Below are 17,965 nucleotides of genomic sequence, written 5' to 3' on the forward strand. Positions count from 1 at the left end.
CACTGCCAAACCGTAGGCTGGATATCTCACCCCCCAGCCCTCTCCCGCAAGAAATGTTTGCCAACGTTAGCGCCTTACGGGGTGTGGCTGTCGGGCTGATGTCTGGCACCTCCCTCGACGGCGTGGACGGGGTGCTGTTGCGCATCGATGGGGCAGCTTTCCAGGTTGTGGCGCGCGCCAGCCAAGCCATGCCCCCCGCGTTGGCTGGCGAGCTCCTCGCGCTGCAACACAGCGGCAATGACGAATTGCACCGCGCCGCCCTGGCCTCGAACGCATTGATGGAGGTGTATGCCCACGTCGTGCAACAACTGTTGCAGGATGCCGCGATGGATGCGCAAGACATCGACACCATCGGTGCGCACGGCCAAACCGTTCGCCACAGCCCCTCCCCCCAAGACCCGCTGCACGGTTACACAATCCAGCTTGCCAACCCCGCCTTGCTGGCAGAACGAACGGGAATCGACGTCGTGGCCGATTTCCGCAGCCGGGACGTCGCCGCAGGGGGGCAAGGCGCCCCGCTCGTCCCCTTCTTCCACCGCCTTGCATTCGGCAGTGACGGCACCTCCACTGCCGTACTGAACCTCGGTGGCATCGCCAACCTATCGGTGTTGGTTGCGGGCGCCGACAACGATGGGATAGGCTTCGACTGCGGCCCCGGCAACGTGCTGATGGATGCCTGGGCGCGTCGCCACCTGGGGCAGCCCATGGATCGCGATGGGGCCTGGGCAGCTACGGGTCGGGTGCATGGGGACCTACTACAAAGGATGGGCAGCGACCCGTACTTCCATCGCCCCCCGCCCAAAAGCACAGGGCGGGATCGCTTTCACGAAGCATGGCTTGCAGTGCATTGCCAAGACTTTGCCGATGTGCCCGCCGCCGATGTCCAAGCCACGCTGGCAGAGCTGACCGCAGCCTCCTGCGCAGACTGCGTGTTGCGCTACGCCCCAGGCTGCCAACGGCTCATCGTCTGCGGTGGCGGTGCGTACAACCGGCATGTGCTGGGGCGAATCCAACAACGGCTGCCTGAAGTGCAGGTAGGCATTTCCGACGACTACGGCCTGCACGCCACGATGGTCGAAGCGTGCGCCTTCGCTTGGATGGCGCTGCTGGCCCAGCACCGCATCGCCCTGCCTCTGCCCCGCGTAACAGGTGCGAGCGGGCCTCGCATCCTGGGTGCCTGGTACCCCGGGCGGTAGGGTAGTAGACATGGACGAGGAACTACGGCTGTGCCGTCAACAACGACAACCGTTGCACCATGCCGCGAGCATGAGCATGCGTCAGCGCCATGCCCAGCGCATCCGCAGCATCAGGGCCGGGCAGCCCGGAAAGGCCCAGCAAGCGGCGCGCCATCTCCTGAATCTGGCCTTTGCTGGCCCTTCCCCACCCAACGACAGCCTGCTTCATCTGCAACGCCGTGTACTCGGCCACGGGCAGTCCGCATGACACCAGTGCGGTGATCACCGCGCCCCGCGCCTGCCCCAGCAACAAGGTGGACTGCGGGTTGACGTTGACGAAAACGATCTCGACCGACGCGCAATCGGGGCGGTAGCGCTCAACCACCTCCCGCACCCCGTCGTAGAGCACTTTGAGCCGATCCGGCAGCGGGTCCTTGCCCAGATGCCGGGTCGAAATGGTTCCACTGGCTACGTAACCCAGCGTCAAGGACTGGGTGTCGATCACGCCAAATCCCGTGGTGCGCAACCCTGGATCGATACCGAGAATCCTCATGCCCTTCCTGCAATGGGTGCGTCCAATAGATGCAAATGAGATGCAACAAGTGCAAGAACGTGTGGACGTACAGCTCTACCGCTGCTCCCTGCCCTGGCTGGCCTTGACCTTACCGGACCTGACCCCTGCCCCCTTGATCGAACCTGACAACCACCCCCCGTACAATGTTCGTTTCCCGGAGAGGTGGCAGAGCGGTCGAATGTACCTGACTCGAAATCAGGCGATGGGGTAACCCATCCGGGGGTTCGAATCCCCCCCTCTCCGCCAGAATTCAGTAAAAAAGCGCCTTTCAGGGCGCTTTTTTACTTCTTTCTCCCTTCTGCTGATCCTTGGTATGCCGTTCATTGCCAAGGAGTAGTTGCCAAAAACAGCCGGGGCAAGAAGATCGAGCATGCGCCAACAATCACCATCCCTGAGACAGCATCTCCCGCATGCTCAACCCATTCAGCACCGAGGCGCAGGTCTCCCAGTCCGCATCCTCCACCTTGCTGTACTTGACATCAAACGGGTTGCGCGTGGCGGTAGTACGGTCGATGAGTTGATTGGCGGCGGCCTCGTCGTTCATCGCCACTTGCACCCATACGTCTTCCAGCGTATCGGGAATCTGGCCGAACAGTCCGTGAATCGCTTCGAGCCGGTCGGCCAGAACCTGATGTACGCGATCCTCTACCGAGTCGCGGTAACGCAGGTTGGCAATCCAGATTTCATTGCGCGCCTGGCCGATGCGCTGGATGCGGCCCTTGCGTTGCTCCAGCCGGGTCGGATTCCACGGCAAGTCGATATTGATGAGTGTACCCAGGCGTTGCAGGTTCAAGCCTTCCGATGCGGCATCGGTGCCTAGCATCAGCTTGAGGTCACCCGCGCGTACACGTCCTTTGAGTACATTGCGGTCGCAACGCTGAAACCGACCGTCACGCCAGAAGCCGGAACGGTTGCTGCCCGCATAAAGCCCAATGTCCATGCCCGCAAACTCTGCCCGCTTGACCATTTCGTCGCCAATCCAGCGCACCGTGTCGTAATACTGCGAGAACAAGATACAGCCCCGGTCTAGCCAGCTCGCGGACACTCCCGGATGGGTGCCACGCAGATAGCCAATCAGAGCCTCTAGCTTGGGGTCGTTGTTTCCACCTTGCTTGAGCAGGCTCAGGCATCGTCGTAACGAATCAATTTCTTTGTCTGTGAAGTTCTTGAAATCACTGGCCCCCTGCGGCGGCCGCCCCACCTGAACCGGCACCTCTTCTTCAGGGTCATCATCATCTTCTTCATCCGGGGTATCAGGCTCTTCGCCCAGCAGCTTGGCAACGGTGCGTCGCCCGGCTTCCATCGAGCTACCCATGCGCCGCAACAACAAAGTCTTGAAAAAGCCAGCACCTTTAACCCGTTGCTGGAGCAACTGCGAAAACTCTTCCGCCTCCGCATAGGCATCACGCAGGTAACTACCCAAAACCAGCGCGCCCTCGTTGTCTTCGCCAAACAACTCCACTGTCACCTTGGGCAGAAAATAGCCGCCTGTGGCCGGGTTGATGGTCGCCTCCAGGTAGGCGCGGGTGCGGCGCACGATGCAGCGCAGCAGCGGGTTGAAGTTGGCACCGTACTCGGGCAGCAGCCCGTTTTGCAGTTGCACGCGGCGAATGGCGGGGGATAGCTTGTCCAGACTCTCGGGGGTGAATTGCCAGCACGTATCGCTGGCATCCAGGCTGCGACGTATCCGGTCAAAAGCCGGGTTTTCAAACTTGGATGGCAAGGGGTCGCGCACATACTCCCAACCACTGCGCACATCCGCAGTCGGCACCTCGGCATCGCCGGTCGCAATGTCCAGGCAGCGGCTGGCCTGAAACCACGGGCTGGAATGCGTCCAGCCCCCCAGCACGCCGTCATTGCCCTGCGACAAAATGTGCAGTAAATCCCACGCCTCCACCGGGTGCAGTTGCACCGGGGTAGCGGTGGCCAGCAACATGCTCTTGGTCTTGGGGCCAATGTCGCGCAAAAAAGCCATCAGCTTGTTGGGCTCGGCGCGCTCGTTGACTTCGTCGGCGTCGGCATCCACCTTGGGCACCTTGCGGCGGCGGGCGCGGTGCGCCTCATCCACGATCACGCAGGTGTAGCGGCGGCTCAGCAATTGTCCAACGGCTTCAGATAAGCCGCGCACCACCAGCCCCTGCGACACCAGCCCAATGCGCCGTGGGCACTTGCCCAGCGACTTGGCTCCCTCAGATGGGTACTCCAGGTCGTTCTCATCCACCCACGCCTTGCCATTCCAGCGGGCAGAGGGCAAGGACAGCAACTCCATCAACTCGTCTTGCCACTGTTGCAATAGTGGCTTGGGCGCGAGCACCAGAATCGGCCCGCCCTCCGGGTCGTCCAGCGCCATCAGCATGGCAGCCATGGCCAACTGCACCGTCTTGCCCAGCCCCACCTGGTCAGCCAGCACCAAGCGCGCACCGCCCAGCCGATGCCGCTCCAGCGCCAGCCTGGCAAAGTATTTCTGGTGCGGCCACAAGCCCTGATCGCGCCGGTACACCGGTGTTTCCACTGCCGCTGCAGCCGCTACCAGGGTGGGGTCGGCAATCGCTGTCAACTCAGCGGGTTCAATGACGGTACGGGAAACAATGCGCTGCACGTCCTGCACAATGAACGGGCAAACGCTTAAATCCACAGCACGCGGGTCGTTCCACAGTGCATCAAACTCCTCCTGCACCCAGGCGATGGTGTCGGGATCGTTGTCCTCCCACAGCAACTCGTAGTTCAGCTTCCAGGCCGACAGGCTCTCGTTCACACTGCCCATGAACGAGGTTGCAGTACCGTCGGCATAGCGCAGCACCCCTGCTTTGCCGTGAATCAGGCCAAACGCTGAATCGGGCAGCACCCGCACCTCCAGCTTTTTGCTGGTCAACGCCTCATATAACTTCCGGTAGCGCGGCAGCGCGGCGGGTGGTGCATCTTCGGGCGTGCCCGCGCACCAACTGCGGCGCAGCGCGGCTTGCGCAGCGGCTGCAGTCACCAAGTCTTGCGGATCAAGGTCTGAATTGCAAATGATGCGCACCGGCCCGGCCACGCTGGCCAGCGCCTCGCCCGCCACTTCAAACAGGCTAGAGCGAAAGTAGCCCGCAATGCGGTCGTAGCTGATGGCCCCGTTCAGGCGCTGGGTCAGCACCGACTGGTCAAGGCGGCTGCGGCGGCTGGAATGGCGCGTGAGCATCGGTCAGTTATGGCTCTTCTTCATACTCACCCGCTTGCGTCTTCAGAATTCGGACAACATCCTCTGACAACCACAGCCCGGCATCGCGAATCTTCTCAATCGCTACACCCACCGAGTCCAGCAAGCCGCGCCGTTTGGCAAGCACCAGCAGTCCGCCGGTTCCGAATATGGGAATACCCAAGGTCTGCGCACAGCGCCGCGCATCCATGTCGTCAATGACGGCACGCAGAGGCGGGTTTGCCAAGGCATAGCTCAATACTGCTGTTTCACCCGCACCAAGTGCCCAGGCTGCAACCCTTGGCGAAGGGTCAACGTGTTCTCTGACTGGCCAGGTCTGCTGCCGCAGTTCACGCACGGGCGCGTCGTCCCAATCGTCGAGCACCACCTCTTGCCAAACCGCATAGGGCACGATGATTCGATGGAAAAGTTGCGGCAAGATATGCGCTTGGCCACTGCGAAACAACGTAATCAGTGGCGACGCGTTGATGACAATCGAGTCAATGCGCATCGCGCAATTCCTCTTCGAGTTCTTCAGCGGTGTACTGGAACGGGCTGACCTGGTAACGCGACAGCGCATCAATGAATTTGGCCCGGGTCAGTCCGGCAATCTCGGCGGCGCGGCCTTGCGATAGGCGACCCAGTTCGTACCATTTCACAGCGGCGGCAATGCGCATCTCTTGCGCAAATTCTTTGGGTGCCTGATGCAGGCCAGCAAACGCTGATTCGGGCATTTCAAGAATAAGTTGGGTCATGGCTTACTCCTTGGAACAAGTTGGTAGGTCAGGTTAGCCGCAGGCGTAACCCGACCTACGGATGCTACTTTGGTCGCCTCACGCATGGTCATTGCGTAGCCGACCGGCCAGCAGGCGGGCGGCTTCGGAGTCGGCGACCCACTCACTCATGCCAACGGCGTTACCCAAAGCGGCGAGCCATTCGAGCAGGAAGACAAACCCTTCACGCTTGCCCCAGTAGCCCTGGCCGAAGGTGTCGCGCAGGTATTGGCGACCGGGTTCCGGGCTGTTGTCGGCGGCAGCGGTTTCGCGGATGGCGAACATCAGGTGGCGCAGCGGGGCGGCGGCGAAGGGGTGCGCAGCGCCTGCACTCGCGCGGTCACGGCGGGCTGGTAGTACGGCGGTATTCGTTTCGCTGCCACCCACCGGGGCAAGCTGCGTCGCGGCAAGGCCGGTGGGCGTGAACATGCGTGCGCCGTTGGCCTTGTCGCTTTTGAGCAGCGGCTTGATGTCCAGCACGCCAAAGCCGCGCGCCAGCTCTTCGTACATGCCCTTGCGCCGCTCGCCCCGGCTTTCGATGTCCAACGCGCGCAAGTAGTAGCGTTCGACCAGCGAAAGGTCGCGCCAGGCATTGTCCAGCCCACGCGGCACCAGCGTGTCGCAGGCGATGCCCAGTGCCCGTTCGATCACGGTCTGGAAGTCGCTCTTTTCGCCCTTGCCGCGCACGGCAAAGACTTCATGTTCCACGTCCTTGCCATCGAGGTTGCTGTATTGCGTCAGTACCTTGAGCGCGGCGGCGTAGGCGGCAAGCTGGTAGTCAGCATCGTTGAAGTTGGGTTCTCCGTCTTCGTCCAGTGCCTGCATGGAGGCAATCTGGCGCTTCACCTCGTCTTCGACCAGCGGATAGACCTCGTCGAGAAAACCGGGCTCAACGGCGGTGCGCTTGCGCAGGACAAGGCAGACGGTGCCCTGCACATAGTTGCCCTTCTTGATGCCGGCGGCTTCGGTCTCTGTGCTGATCGTCCACGCGGCGGTGGCCTTGAGTCCAGCAGCCCACAGGATCATGCCTAGGTCGGCCCAGACTGCCGGGTCCTGGTGGGTGAACATGACCATCTGCAGGCCGTTGTCGGGCATGTGACGGGCCAGGTTGCGATAAATCTCGACCATGGAACGGCGGAATTCCTCGCCGTCACCGCGCACCGCCAGTTCGGCGCGGGCATCGGGGATCCATTCGGGAAAGGCTTTGGTCAGTTGTTTGTCGTACCAGGCAAGAAAGTAATCGCCAAGTTCGTGGTAGTTGACGGCATCGGCGTAGGGTGGGTCCGTAATCCAGAGATCGCAAGTCTCACGCAAATCACGGGCATCGCTAGGGTAAATGCGTGAAGCGCTTCCAATTGCTTTATCTGTAGTTACGGAAATTCCGACAACATTCTTAAAGCCATCAAATGGCCTGTTTGCCCATGTAAACAGTGTATTGAGTGCCTGGTTATAGAACGTCTGGACAGACGCACCTATCCCGCCGCTCCTGGCCAGTTGCGGGGTCCACCGGCAGAGTTTTGAACTCCAATCAGAGGATGCTGCAACACCAATCAGACAGGCGACATGAAATTTCTTTGATTGCTCTGCTTGGTCAAGGGCAAGCTCCAAAAATAGCCCATGCATCAACAACTGCCGTGGCGTAAACAAATGATGCCAATGGGTCCAGCCGCGCTCACGAAATAGACGATCAGTTTCAGCGCCACTCGCAGGAATCGCCCTCGACGGAATAAACCCCTCGCGCTGCCAATTGGCAAAGCGTTCGCGCAACAAGGCCATCACCTTGGCCTCACGCGCCAGGTCGGCTGCATCGGGCGCGGCGTAGCGGCGCACCAGCTTGGGCTTGCCATGGTGCAGCACCGTTTTGGCCCAGCGGATGCAGTACAGCCGTTCCTGAAACACGTCACCGGGGCGCGGCACCACGTCGTCATTGGTCCAGTGGCGCAAGCCATCCGGCCCACGCAAGGCTTCCACCGACCATGAACGATTGGCATTGAAGGGGTCAACAACCCGGCTGTCCACCACCGTGGCCCCTTTTTTGTCCTTGTATTTTTTGAACTCGGCTTCCGTCACCGCCAGCACTTCGGGCTGCAGCCGGTCTGAGCCCGCCACCCGCGTCCAGCGGGCGACGATGCGGTATTTTTCGGCAATCACCCAACTGGGGGCCAGCGGGATGTAGTAGTCGCAGCCTTCAGGCTTGACTTCCACGCAGTACAAAAATGCCTCGGCGCGTTCGCCCTGCGCGTTGTGCTCAATGCCCCAGGCGGTGACCTGCTGGTCAGCAGCAGCCAGCGCCTCAGCCTGCACCCGCATCACCTCTTCTTGCACGGCAGTGCCGCCCCCCAGCAGGTTCAGGCTGGCCCAGGTCAGCAGCCCGGCCACAGGGTTCAAGTCAGAGCCAAACGCCTCGCAGCCGATACGCGCCGCTTCAAACGGAATGGAGCCGCCACCGCAAAAGGCATCGCCCACGCGGGGTGTGTGGCCAAAAGTACGCTGGCCGAGTTGCTCGACGAGTTCGGGCAGATTCTTGGCGGTGGTATTCAGGTGGGCGTTGATTTCTGCCCAAGCGGCGGCCGTGGGGCCGTCGATATTCTCCGGGCGTTCGCAATCGGCAATGCGTGCGGCATAGGGCAAGGCACCGAAGGCGGCGCGGCTGGTTTTGCGCTGCACGGCAGGCTTGCAACGCTGCCAGGTGCCGTCGTCGTCCATCGTCAGAATCTTGAGAAAGATTTCGCGGTCCTTTTTGGTGTCGCTGGATGCTGGCATCAACATGCCCAGAATGGATGCACGCACCAGAACGAGCGGCTTGCGGCCCCACCATTTGCCCAAGCCTGTCAGCGTTTGACTGGCCCCGGCCTTACGCTCCTTGTAAGACTCCGCCGAAAGTCGCGCAATCGGAAACTGGGTTTCGATGAAGGTGGGCATGGGGTGCAGTCAGATTGCGGGTTAGCAGGCTTTGGGCAGGCGTGTAGGCTTCTCAAAATGAATAGCTGCCTATGCTTGCTGGACGGGCGCTGGCTGGCAATTTTGTATAAATTTCAAGGCGCAACAAACCAGTTGTCCAGTTGCAAACCTGGCACCTTGGCAAACTCACGGGTGTTGTTGGTGATCAGCAGCGCGTTTTGGCTCAGGGCGTGCGCGGCAATCATGGTGTCTAGCGAGCCAATGGGGGTGCCACGGCGCTCCAGGTCAGCGCGCAGGTCGCCATAGGTCCAAACGGCTGCAGTATCGAACGGCAAAATGCTCAAAGGGGCCAGAAACATCTCCAGCGCTTGGCGGTTGCGTGCCGAGCCGCTTTTGGCGACACCAAACGCCAGCTCCGCAGCAACCACACTGCACAGCCCAATGTCGCCCAGCCGGTACTGCTGAAAACGCGCCAGCACCCCTGCTGGTTTGGCATTGATGATGTAGATGCAAATGTTGGTGTCAAGCAGGATCATGGGGCAATCTCAGCGCGAATCTGCGCGTCGGGTTGCTCGCGGGTCAAGACAAAACCGGGCTCAAAGGCCGCTAGTCCAGCCGCCAACGTCTGCCACGGGTCATCTACCGGCAGCAGCAATACACCATTGCCAAAATGTTTGACCATCACTTCGGTGCCGACAAACCGGTATTCTTTGGGCAAGCGAACGGCCTGGCTGCGGCCGGATTGAAAAAGGCGTGCGGTGTTCATGTCAGTCTCCCAAATTGGTGGTTACCAATGATAGCTACTATTTGTTACGGTGTCAGTCACAGTTCGGCGTGCCGATTGGAAAAGCATCAAAAACAATAGCTGCTAGCGCTTGCTCTATATGGGCTAGAGGCATATTTGGCATATATTTACAGCGCCAGCGACAACTGCGAATGCCCCAGCAACTCGCGCCGGGCTTTGGGCGACAAGCCTTCGCCCTTGACGAAGGGGTTGTCGGCAATCGCGGCACGCAGTGCCTTACGCCATCCCAGCCCTTTTTGCATGGCCTGGCCGGTGGTGGCTACGGTCATGGTGTAGAGCCACCAGCGCTCCTCGGGGGCCAGCGCTTCCCAGTTGTGCAGCGCGTTGGGGATGTCGTCTGGCGAGGCATCTTCGACCGCCCAGCACAGCACGCACAGCTCTTTGCCCAGTGAGGGGTGCACCGGCACGGGTTTGCCGGGGTTCTTTTGAAACTTGGCGACCGGCAGGCCGTTGGCCCGCAGGCGGCGGTTGGCTTCGTCCCAAAAAGCCGGGGCCAGCGCCAGCCAGCGTGCGCGGTCAATCACCACGCGCAGCCCAGGGTCGTTGGACGACGGCGTGGCCACGGTGAGGGCACCCAGATGGTCCAGGTCGTTGCCACGGTGCTCGGTGATGCAGATCATCTCAGCGGCGGCGCTGCCCTTGGGCACGTCAATCAAAAAGCCGTGCCGGGCTTCTTCGGGTAAAAAACCCAGGCCAACAACCTTGCGGGTGGCAGATGCAGGTGCGCGGGCCATGCTTATTTACCTGATGTCTGGCTGCCGGACGCGCTGGCGGCTTGGCTAACCTTGGCGGCGTTGAACGGCTGGTTGGTGGCTTTTAGCCAGTCCAGCAGCGCCTGCCCGGTGGGGAACGCCAGGCTGCCGATGGTCATGCGCAGGGTCATGGCTGGCGTGTCGCCGCTGACAATGTCTTGCAGCTTTTGCGCAATGGCTTTCACCGCCACAGCGTCGTAGCCGCTGTCCAGCGCGCCTGAATACTCCACGTTTTGCTGTCCGTCGGTGCTCTCGGCGGTGAGGCTGATGTCGTGGGCCATGACCGCACTGGCCTGCTCCAGGCGCATGATGGTGTCCCACACCGCGCTGGCGTCGTCCAGCTTGGTTTGTTGCGTCCAGCGGGCTGGGGTGGCAAGGTCTATGGGTGGGCGCTCGGCCCCACCTTTTTGCGGGATGGTGATGCGAATGACCTCGGAGTTGAGGCCGTACTCGGAGGAAACCGCCATGGCGCAGACCACGCGGCAATTGGCGGGCACACGCAAAGGCCCGTCATAGGTGGCGGTGCCCGCGCTGGTGGGGGAGGAACCGTCGGTGGTGTAGCGAAGGGCGATGCTGTTCGCCTTGGGTAGCGCCAGCAGCTCCACTTCATAGTGATCGCCCCGGTGGTTCAACTGGTATTTGAGGCGCAGCTTGGCCGTCCATTCTTTCACCGCACTGTCGCGCACCATGTCAGCGGGGTCAAAGGCCAGAAAACGGTAACGCAGTGCAGTCGCATCAAAGCGCGTGGGTGTGGGCACGGGGGTGGATGCCCTGGTGGGTTCGGCATCACCGGTTTCAAACACGACCACTGGGGCGTGCAGGGGTTCAATTTTCAAATAGGTGGTGCCGTCGCCGTCGTCTTGCATGGAGAGTTCTCGCACCACGACTTCGGGCACGGGCGGAGGAAACGGGCCACGGCGAATGTGGTTGCCCTCTTCGCGCCACAGGCCACGGCGCAGGCAGTCGGCCTTTAGGTCATCCAACGCAGATAGCTTGTGCAGCGGCCAGTTAGTGTTCACCGCAGCGGCGCGTTTGAAGTCCGACCAGAGCACCACCTTGGTATCCGCCGAGCCAAACAGGCGGGCTTCGGCACGGGTACGAAAGCTGTCATCGTCGATCTTGGTGGTGAACTTTTGCGCACCTTCCAGGGTGTGGCGCAGCGTGGCTTCGCCGCTCTGGTTGCCCGCAAAGGCCAGGTCTGTGCCAGTGGCGCGCAGTGCGGAATGGATGGACGGGTAAACAATTTGGTCGAACGCTTCTTTGAGTGCAGCGGTGAACTGCAAGCCCACGCGGTCGCGCAGGGTATCGAGGGCGCGCCACTGGGGGTCGTCAGACGGGGTGTTTTCGGAGCGTAGTTCGTCTTCAATGCTTTGCAGGGCGCGGGTTTGGCGGGCGGAGTCGAGCACCTTTTGAAAGGTGTCGCGCGAACCGGTAAGAAACAGCACACGGTTTTTGTACTGCTGCTGTGCCCACCACGCTTGCCAGTCGGCGGAGATGGGCAATTGGTTGGCCTGGCCACCCGGGCGCACGATGACCAGAGTGGTCTTTTCCAACTCAACCTGCACCTCGTCAGGTGGCGGCAACACTTTGATGACCTGGTAGCAATCGCGCAGCGAGGCAGAAAAGTAAGACTCCAAGTGCTCACGCAGCATGCGGTCTACAGTCTCAGTGTGCAGTGAGAGCGCCATGGAGCGCAGCTTGGCGGCCAGGTTCTGCTGGTTTTTGAAGTACAGGCGGCCGTCGGTGGAGTTGTGCAGATACCAGGCGCGGGTGGCCAGCTTGTCAAGCACATTGGCCTTGAAGGTGGACAGGTCGCGCCCAGGGCGTTGCAGGCAATCCACCAACTGGTATTCACGCAGGCCGTGGATAGCACCCGGCGTGGTGGACAGCGAAGCCACCAGGATCAGGCGTGCGGCATCGGATGCATCGGAGTTGCCGTTGACCAGGTCGATCTGCTCTACCTCGGCATCACCCGCATGGGCGATGTCGTGGGCGATGGCTTCGCTCAGCGACAGGTTGATGGTGCGGATTTCAGACGCGATTTCATCCAGATTCAAGTCAAGGTCGTAGGGGTGAATCAAGTCGATGGCGTCGGCCTTGCCGGATTTCCAGAGGTTGGAGACCACCATTTGCATCAGGCGAATCACGCCACGAGTTTGCTGGAAGCCTTCGTTTTCCTTGAACTTGCCAACGAGTTCACGCAGGTCGGGGTGGAAGGGGTACGCATCCATCACGCGGGTGAACAGCGTCTCGGGCGATGTGGTGGTCAAGCCCATTTGCACTGCCTCGCGCAGCGCCTCGCGGTAGGCCTCAGCCACCTTTTTGATCTCGGCATCTGGTGCCACTTGCGCGAACAGGCGTTTGCGCAGAATGTGATACAGCTCGTCGCCGTTGGGATTGACCGGCGTGATGGGCACGGCAATACGGCGAGCTTCGCCGGTGAGACCTTGCACCGCGCGATTGAATGCGCTCTGGAGTACAGCCTGCCCGCCAGTGAAGTTTGACCCGGCCAAATCAGACAGCACCAGACAAACGTTGTCCATGTCGGCCACGGCGACGAACAGATTGGCCAGCGCGGCGGTGGTGACGACACCGAGGTCGGCATTGCCCACTGGCACCGCAACGGCATATTCAAGGTACGGCGGCAGCTCGTCTAGAAACAGCACCAGCGGCTCGCCGCCCAGTAGTTGCTTCCACGCTTCAGGGCCTGGGGCACTCAGCAAGGGTGAAACGTAGCGGGCAAACTGCTCTACTTTGCCAAGCTGTTCGGCAATGGCGCCCCAGATGCCACCCGCCGCATCAGTGCTTCGACCATTGAAGCCCGCCACGCGGCAGGTGCCGAGCTTGGGGGCGGGGTTTTGCTTGCCCGTGAGCACCTTGCTACGCAACGCGGGGTCTCGCGCCAACAAGCCCAGCGCAATCATGCTGTGCGTCTTACCGCCGCCCATGGCCTGTGAAAGTAAAAACACCGAAGACCCAGCACCCGAACCGCCCAAATGCCGAAACGCTCTGTCCACCAGCGTGAGCATGCCGTGGGTGAAGTAGTTCTCTTCAAAGAATTCAGCGCCACTTACCTGCCCTTTGAGGAAGGTATCCAGATTGAGAACAGTAGCGCGGCGGTCGACGGCATGGACGGACGGACGGGGTTTGCAAAGGGTGTGGATGCTCATGGCTGGCTCAGTGGTTGCACTGTGAGAGTTGCGCGTGCTTTAACGTTTGCGTGGCTTGGGTTTGGCGGCTTCTGGCTCTGGCGCAGCTTGCTTTTCCTGAATCGGTATGCCCACGCACGCGCAGTGCTCCCGGATCATCACCGCCACCATGTTGGCAATGGATCGGTGGTCGCGGTCGGCGGCAGTGCATAGCGCTTCTTTGATGTTGAGCTCAATACGAAATGTCAGCGTGGCGGTCTTGGCGGAAGGGGGCAGACGGGCAGACCGCGCGGGCGACGCTGCGAAGCAAGCGAGCCCTGAGGGTGGGCGGGGGCAAACACCAGATGCACGGCGAAGCGGCTGACCAGAACCCTGCGCGTAGCGCCTGACTGATGCCCAGATGCCAGCAAAACCATAGGGCGACTGGGGTGCCAGCCACGATGCGACAGCGAGCCGTGTCAATCATGTCTGCGCCACAGCGCACTGACTGACATTTGCGAAGCACTGATTGACAGACAACCAACGTGCAACCCTGATTGCATAAGCAGTTAGGCCAAAACAGCATTCAAGACCTGAAAAGCAAAACGGGCTAGCAGCCAAATTCTGCTAACCCGTTGATTTTATTGGTCGGAATGAGAGGATTCGAACCTCCGGCCCCTTCGTCCCGAACGAAGTGCGCTACCAGGCTGCGCCACATTCCGAGTTGTTTTGACTGCAAACGCTACAAGCCGCGCCGCGAAAATTTGCTCAGCCCATCTAACACTGGCGTTGCAACAAAGCAGTGGGCAATTTTAGCAAGGCCCGTGCGTGGGGGCCATCGGGCAAGCGGCGGGTGGCTTCGGCTGCACGGTGCGCTTCGACCGCAGCAACTTCCAGGGCTGCTTGCAACGCCCCAGTCTGGGCGACGACTTCAAGCACCGCGTCAATGCGAGAACAGTCCGCAGTTTCAATGGCCTGTTCGATCAACGCACGCTGGGCGGTGCTCCCCTTTCGCATGGCCAAAATCAACGGCAGCGTGATCTTGCCTTCCCGCAGGTCTGCGCCGAGGTTTTTGCCAGTCAGCGAGACATCTCCGGTGTAGTCCAACACATCGTCGATAACTTGGAACGCGGTACCCAGCGCCTGACCATACGTGGCGCAGTCTGCTTCCAGCTCCGGGGGTGCCCCAGCCAAGATGGCCGCCACCCGTGCGCTGGCCTCGAACAGCTTGGCGGTTTTGGAACGGATGACCTGCAAGTAACCCTGCTCATCCAGCGCGGCATCCTTCATGTTCATGAGCTGCATGACTTCGCCTTGGGCGATGACATTGGTAGCGTCGGCCAGCACCCCCATGATGGCCATGCTTTGCGCTTCCACCATCATCTGAAAAGCCCGGGAATACAAAAAATCGCCGACGAGTACGCTGGCTGGACGTCCGAAGGCTTGGTTCGCCGTAGGGCGCCCCCGGCGCAATGCCGAGTCGTCCACGACATCGTCGTGCAACAAGGTGGCCGTGTGGATGAATTCGACCACCGCTGCCAGATTGAACCGCTGTTCGCCCCGGTATCCCAACGCTTGACACAGCAGCAGCAACAGCGCGGGACGCAGCCGCTTTCCCCCCGCCGTGATGATGTACCGGGCCACCTGCCCGACGAGCACGACATCGGTCTGGAGCCGACGGGCAATGACCTCGTCGAGGGCGCGCATGTCTGCGGCGATCAGGCCCAAATCGCAAGGGCTGAGGAGGCTAGTAGCAGGCAAGATGGAATTCCACGAAGGCAAAAATTATAGAAATGGGACGTAGAACCTATCAGACAGTGCGAAGCAGTAGGGCAAGGAGATAGAACGACGCTATGACGCTATGACGTATGACCCCTGTGCCGATCGAGCAGCGCGTGCGCAATCGTGCCCAGGTCCACGTATTCCAGCTCGCTGCCCATCGGCACCCCCCGGGCCAACCGGGTGACGACCAGCCCTTCGATATTCTTCAGCCCTTCGGCGATGCAGTGCGCGGTGGTTTCTCCTTCAGCAGTGAAACTCGTGGCCAGAATGACTTCCGCCACGCCGCCAGCCTGCACGCGATCAAACAGCTTTTTGAGCCCGATATTCTTGGGGCCGATGCCATCGAGCGGGCTAAGTCGCCCCATCAAAACGAAGTACCTGCCCGGATACGCCCCCGTGCGCTCGATAGCCGCCAAATCGGCTGGCGTTTCCACGACGCAAAGTTTGGTGGCATCCCGGCGCGGGCTGCTGCACAGGCTACAGACCTCCTCGTGCGTGAAGGTGTGGCACAGCACGCAGTGCTGAATCGCGTCAACGGCTTCTGCCAAGGACTGCGCCAAGCGCCGCGCCCCTGCCCGGTCGTGTTGCAGCAAATGGAACGCCATGCGCTGGGCAGACTTGGCGCCGACCCCCGGCAAACACCGCAAGGCCTCCACCAAGGAATCCACCGAGCTGGAACCGGACATGCAGCAACGCCAACCCGCAAAGCGAGGGGACGATCAAAAAGAGATGATCAAAAAAGACGGTCAAAACGGGAACTGCACCCCGGCAGGCATCCCAGGGATGCCAGCGGAGAGTTGGCCCATCTTTTCTGCAGTGACGTCCTCGACCTTGCGCACGGCAGCGTTGAATGCAGCGGCGACAAGGTCTTCGAGCATGTCTTGGTCTTCCACCAACAGGCTGCGGTCGATCGCTACCCGGCGCACGTCGTGCTTGCAGCTCATCGTGATTTTGACAAGCCCCGCGCCGGATTCCCCCGTCACCTCCGTGACAGAGAGTTCCTCCTGCACCTTTTTGAGGTTGTCCTGCATCGCCTGGGCTTGCTTCATCAACCCGGCAAGCTGTCCCTTGTTCCACATACCTGTCCCTTGTTCGTTGTGCAAAAAAACGCTGTGCGCGGCCCCGATGCCGCCTACATCATGCGGATGGATTCGGGGACGATTCTCGCCCCAAACTCTCGCACCAGCGCCTGGACGAAGGGATCGGCTGCGACGATCTGCGCAGCGCGTTCCTGCTGGCGGCCCTGTTCGACTGCACGGCGCAGTGCCAGGGTGTCGGTCACTGCGCCCACTTCCAGCGTCAGCCGCACCTTCCACCCTGCCCGCTCCAGCGCAGCAGCCAGCCTGTCGCGGTTGGCATCGCGCACGAGCGAGGTACTTTCGACAAGCAGTGTCCAGACATCGCCCTGACGATCCTGCAACTGCGAACGCAACGCCAGTTCACGCACCATCGCCGTCACGGCAGGGTCTTGCAGCAATTGCTCGGCCAGCGGGCACCAAAAATCGCCATGATCGGCCCTCGGCGCCACAGGTGGCTGCGCCACGGCAGGCTCGGGATGCCTGTCTGTGCCAGACTGACGTGCCGGAGGTTCTGGGAGCGATGCAGATGGGGGGGGGACGACAGATGGGGCGGGCGCACGGGCAGTCAACCCTTTTTTTTTTCTTCCGCAGCGCCGTCCTCCACCGCTGGCCGGAACGCCAGCAAGCGCAACAGCACCATGACCAAGCCTGCGTATTCGTCCGGCGCCAGCGACAACTCCGCGCGGCCATGCAGGCAGATGCTGTACAGGAGCTGGGTTTCGTCCGGGGGCAGCAGCGTGGCCAGCCGCGCCAATTCCGCCTGTTCCTCCTCCGCCCCGACAACATGGCGATGGGCAGCGTCGCCCTTCCTGCCTGACCCGGTCATCTGGAGCACCGCCATCCGTTGTAAAACGACGGCCATTTCTTCCAGCGTCGACGAAGCGTCATGCCCCTGGGAACGCAGCGCATCGACCGTATCGACGACTGCCCTGCCCTGCCCATGGCCCAGCGCGTCAAGGAGCGCATAGACATGCGAGCGATCGACACAACCGAGCATCTCGCGCACGGAAGGCGTCTGCACTGCCCCGCCTCCAAACGCAATAGCCTGATCAGTCAAGCTCAGCGCGTCACGCAACGACCCCCGCGCAGCACGTGCGATCCACGACAGTGCCAGGGCATCGGCAGCCACGCCTTCGCTCTCCAGCACACGGCGCAGTTGTTCCTCAATCGTCTCGGCAGCGATGGGGCGCAGATTGCATTGCAGACAGCGGGACAGCACGGTGACGGGCACCTTTTGCGGGTCCGTCGTCGCCAGCACGAACTTCAGATAGTCGGGCGGCTCTTCCAGCGTTTTGAGCATCGCATTGAACGCCGTCTGCGTGAGCATGTGTACTTCGTCGATCATGAAGACCTTGAAGCGACCACGCACCGGCTTGTACGCCGCCTGCTCCAGCAGGGACTGCACCTCGTCGACGCCACGGTTCGACGCAGCATCAAGCTCGGTGTAGTCGACGAAGCGCCCTTCGTCGATCTGCATGCAGGCTTCACACACCCCGCAAGGGCTGTCCGTCACCCCACCCTGACCATCGGCGCCCAGACAGTTGAGAGACTTGGCCAGGATGCGCGATACCGAAGTTTTGCCGACCCCGCGCGTACCGGTGAACAGATACGCATGGTGCAAACGCTGGGAGCGCAAGGCATTGGTGAGCGCACGCACCACCGAATCCTGCCCCACCATCTGCGTGAAATCACGTGGGCGGTACTTTCGCGCCAATACCAAATACGACATGGCTGGGGATTCTATGGGTGGGGGATTTCCTATTCCGACCGCCCACTGCCTGCGCCCAGCTTGTACACAGTCATCCCAAGAATCTGTGGAAA

General features: G+C 61.2%; 14 protein-coding genes, 2 tRNA genes and 1 pseudogene. 2 read left to right on the plus strand and 15 right to left on the minus strand.

From position 1 onward, the window contains the following. Window positions 1-53 precede the first annotated feature (53 nt). Complete coding sequence (locus tag CENROD_RS03820) at window positions 54-1,196, plus strand: anhydro-N-acetylmuramic acid kinase (RefSeq protein ID WP_022771787.1); 1,143 nt, start codon at window positions 54-56, stop codon at window positions 1,194-1,196. A gap of 22 nt (window positions 1,197-1,218) precedes the next feature. Here the strand turns inward: CENROD_RS03820 and ruvC are convergent, their stop codons facing one another. Continuing rightward, complete coding sequence (gene ruvC, locus CENROD_RS03825) at window positions 1,219-1,728, minus strand: crossover junction endodeoxyribonuclease RuvC (protein WP_022771788.1); 510 nt, start codon at window positions 1,726-1,728, stop codon at window positions 1,219-1,221. A gap of 177 nt (window positions 1,729-1,905) precedes the next feature. On the opposite strand from ruvC, the gene CENROD_RS03830 reads away from it, so the two are divergent. After that, window positions 1,906-1,995 (plus strand) — tRNA-Ser (locus CENROD_RS03830). Window positions 1,996-2,131: 136 nt separating this feature from the next. Here CENROD_RS03830 and CENROD_RS03835 read toward each other — a convergent pair. The 14 genes and pseudogenes from CENROD_RS03835 to dnaX all read right to left on the minus strand — a co-directional run bounded on the left by CENROD_RS03835 (window position 2,132) and on the right by dnaX (window position 17,873). Beyond that, a complete protein-coding gene (locus CENROD_RS03835; protein ID WP_022771789.1) occupies window positions 2,132-4,927 on the minus strand; it encodes a phospholipase D-like domain-containing anti-phage protein in 2,796 nt (931 codons plus the stop codon). Window positions 4,928-4,934: 7 nt separating this feature from the next. After that, window positions 4,935-5,435: a PIN domain-containing protein gene (locus CENROD_RS03840; RefSeq protein WP_022771790.1), complete on the minus strand. Its 501-nt coding sequence runs from the start codon at window positions 5,433-5,435 to the stop codon at window positions 4,935-4,937. Next, on the minus strand, window positions 5,425-5,679 hold the full coding sequence (locus CENROD_RS03845) for a UPF0175 family protein (protein WP_022771791.1): 255 nt from the start codon (window positions 5,677-5,679) through the stop codon (window positions 5,425-5,427). Before CENROD_RS03845 ends, CENROD_RS03840 begins: the two co-directional genes overlap by 11 nt. A gap of 78 nt (window positions 5,680-5,757) precedes the next feature. Next, a complete protein-coding gene (locus tag CENROD_RS03850) occupies window positions 5,758-8,619 on the minus strand; it encodes an anti-phage-associated DUF1156 domain-containing protein (protein ID WP_022771792.1) in 2,862 nt (953 codons plus the stop codon). A 113-nt stretch (window positions 8,620-8,732) separates the two neighbouring features. After that, window positions 8,733-9,134: a type II toxin-antitoxin system tRNA(fMet)-specific endonuclease VapC gene (gene vapC / locus CENROD_RS03855; protein WP_022771793.1), complete on the minus strand. Its 402-nt coding sequence runs from the start codon at window positions 9,132-9,134 to the stop codon at window positions 8,733-8,735. Next, window positions 9,131-9,364, minus strand: coding sequence for an antitoxin (locus CENROD_RS03860; RefSeq protein ID WP_022771794.1), 234 nt, complete (start codon window positions 9,362-9,364; stop codon window positions 9,131-9,133). The genes vapC and CENROD_RS03860 overlap by 4 nt, the downstream gene beginning before the upstream one ends. A gap of 146 nt (window positions 9,365-9,510) precedes the next feature. After that, on the minus strand, window positions 9,511-10,137 hold the full coding sequence (locus CENROD_RS03865) for a DUF3780 domain-containing protein (RefSeq protein ID WP_022771795.1): 627 nt from the start codon (window positions 10,135-10,137) through the stop codon (window positions 9,511-9,513). A 2-nt stretch (window positions 10,138-10,139) separates the two neighbouring features. Then, complete coding sequence (locus CENROD_RS03870; protein WP_022771796.1) at window positions 10,140-13,325, minus strand: DUF499 domain-containing protein; 3,186 nt, start codon at window positions 13,323-13,325, stop codon at window positions 10,140-10,142. Window positions 13,326-13,364: 39 nt separating this feature from the next. Further along, window positions 13,365-13,766 carry a hypothetical protein gene (locus tag CENROD_RS14270; RefSeq protein WP_238551819.1) on the minus strand — a complete coding sequence of 134 codons (402 nt, stop codon included), beginning with the start codon at window positions 13,764-13,766 and terminating at the stop codon, window positions 13,365-13,367. A 162-nt stretch (window positions 13,767-13,928) separates the two neighbouring features. Continuing rightward, window positions 13,929-14,005, minus strand: a tRNA-Pro gene (locus CENROD_RS03880). Window positions 14,006-14,060: 55 nt separating this feature from the next. Then, on the minus strand, window positions 14,061-14,990 hold the full coding sequence (locus CENROD_RS03885; protein WP_081699810.1) for a polyprenyl synthetase family protein: 930 nt from the start codon (window positions 14,988-14,990) through the stop codon (window positions 14,061-14,063). 152 nt (window positions 14,991-15,142) lie between these two features. Continuing rightward, entirely contained in the window at window positions 15,143-15,751 is a 609-nt protein-coding gene (gene recR / locus CENROD_RS03890) for a recombination mediator RecR (RefSeq protein WP_022771799.1), read from the minus strand. Between the two features lie 60 nt (window positions 15,752-15,811). Further along, the gene (locus CENROD_RS03895; protein ID WP_022771800.1) at window positions 15,812-16,144 is read right to left on the minus strand and encodes a YbaB/EbfC family nucleoid-associated protein; all 333 of its coding nucleotides are present in this window, start codon (window positions 16,142-16,144) and stop codon (window positions 15,812-15,814) included. 53 nt (window positions 16,145-16,197) lie between these two features. After that, window positions 16,198-17,873: pseudogene (gene dnaX / locus CENROD_RS03900) on the minus strand (DNA polymerase III subunit gamma/tau). Between the last annotated feature and the right edge of the window lie 92 nt (window positions 17,874-17,965).

The organism is Candidatus Symbiobacter mobilis CR, assembly GCF_000477435.1.
Lineage (GTDB): Bacteria > Pseudomonadota > Gammaproteobacteria > Burkholderiales > Burkholderiaceae_C > Rhodoferax > Rhodoferax mobilis.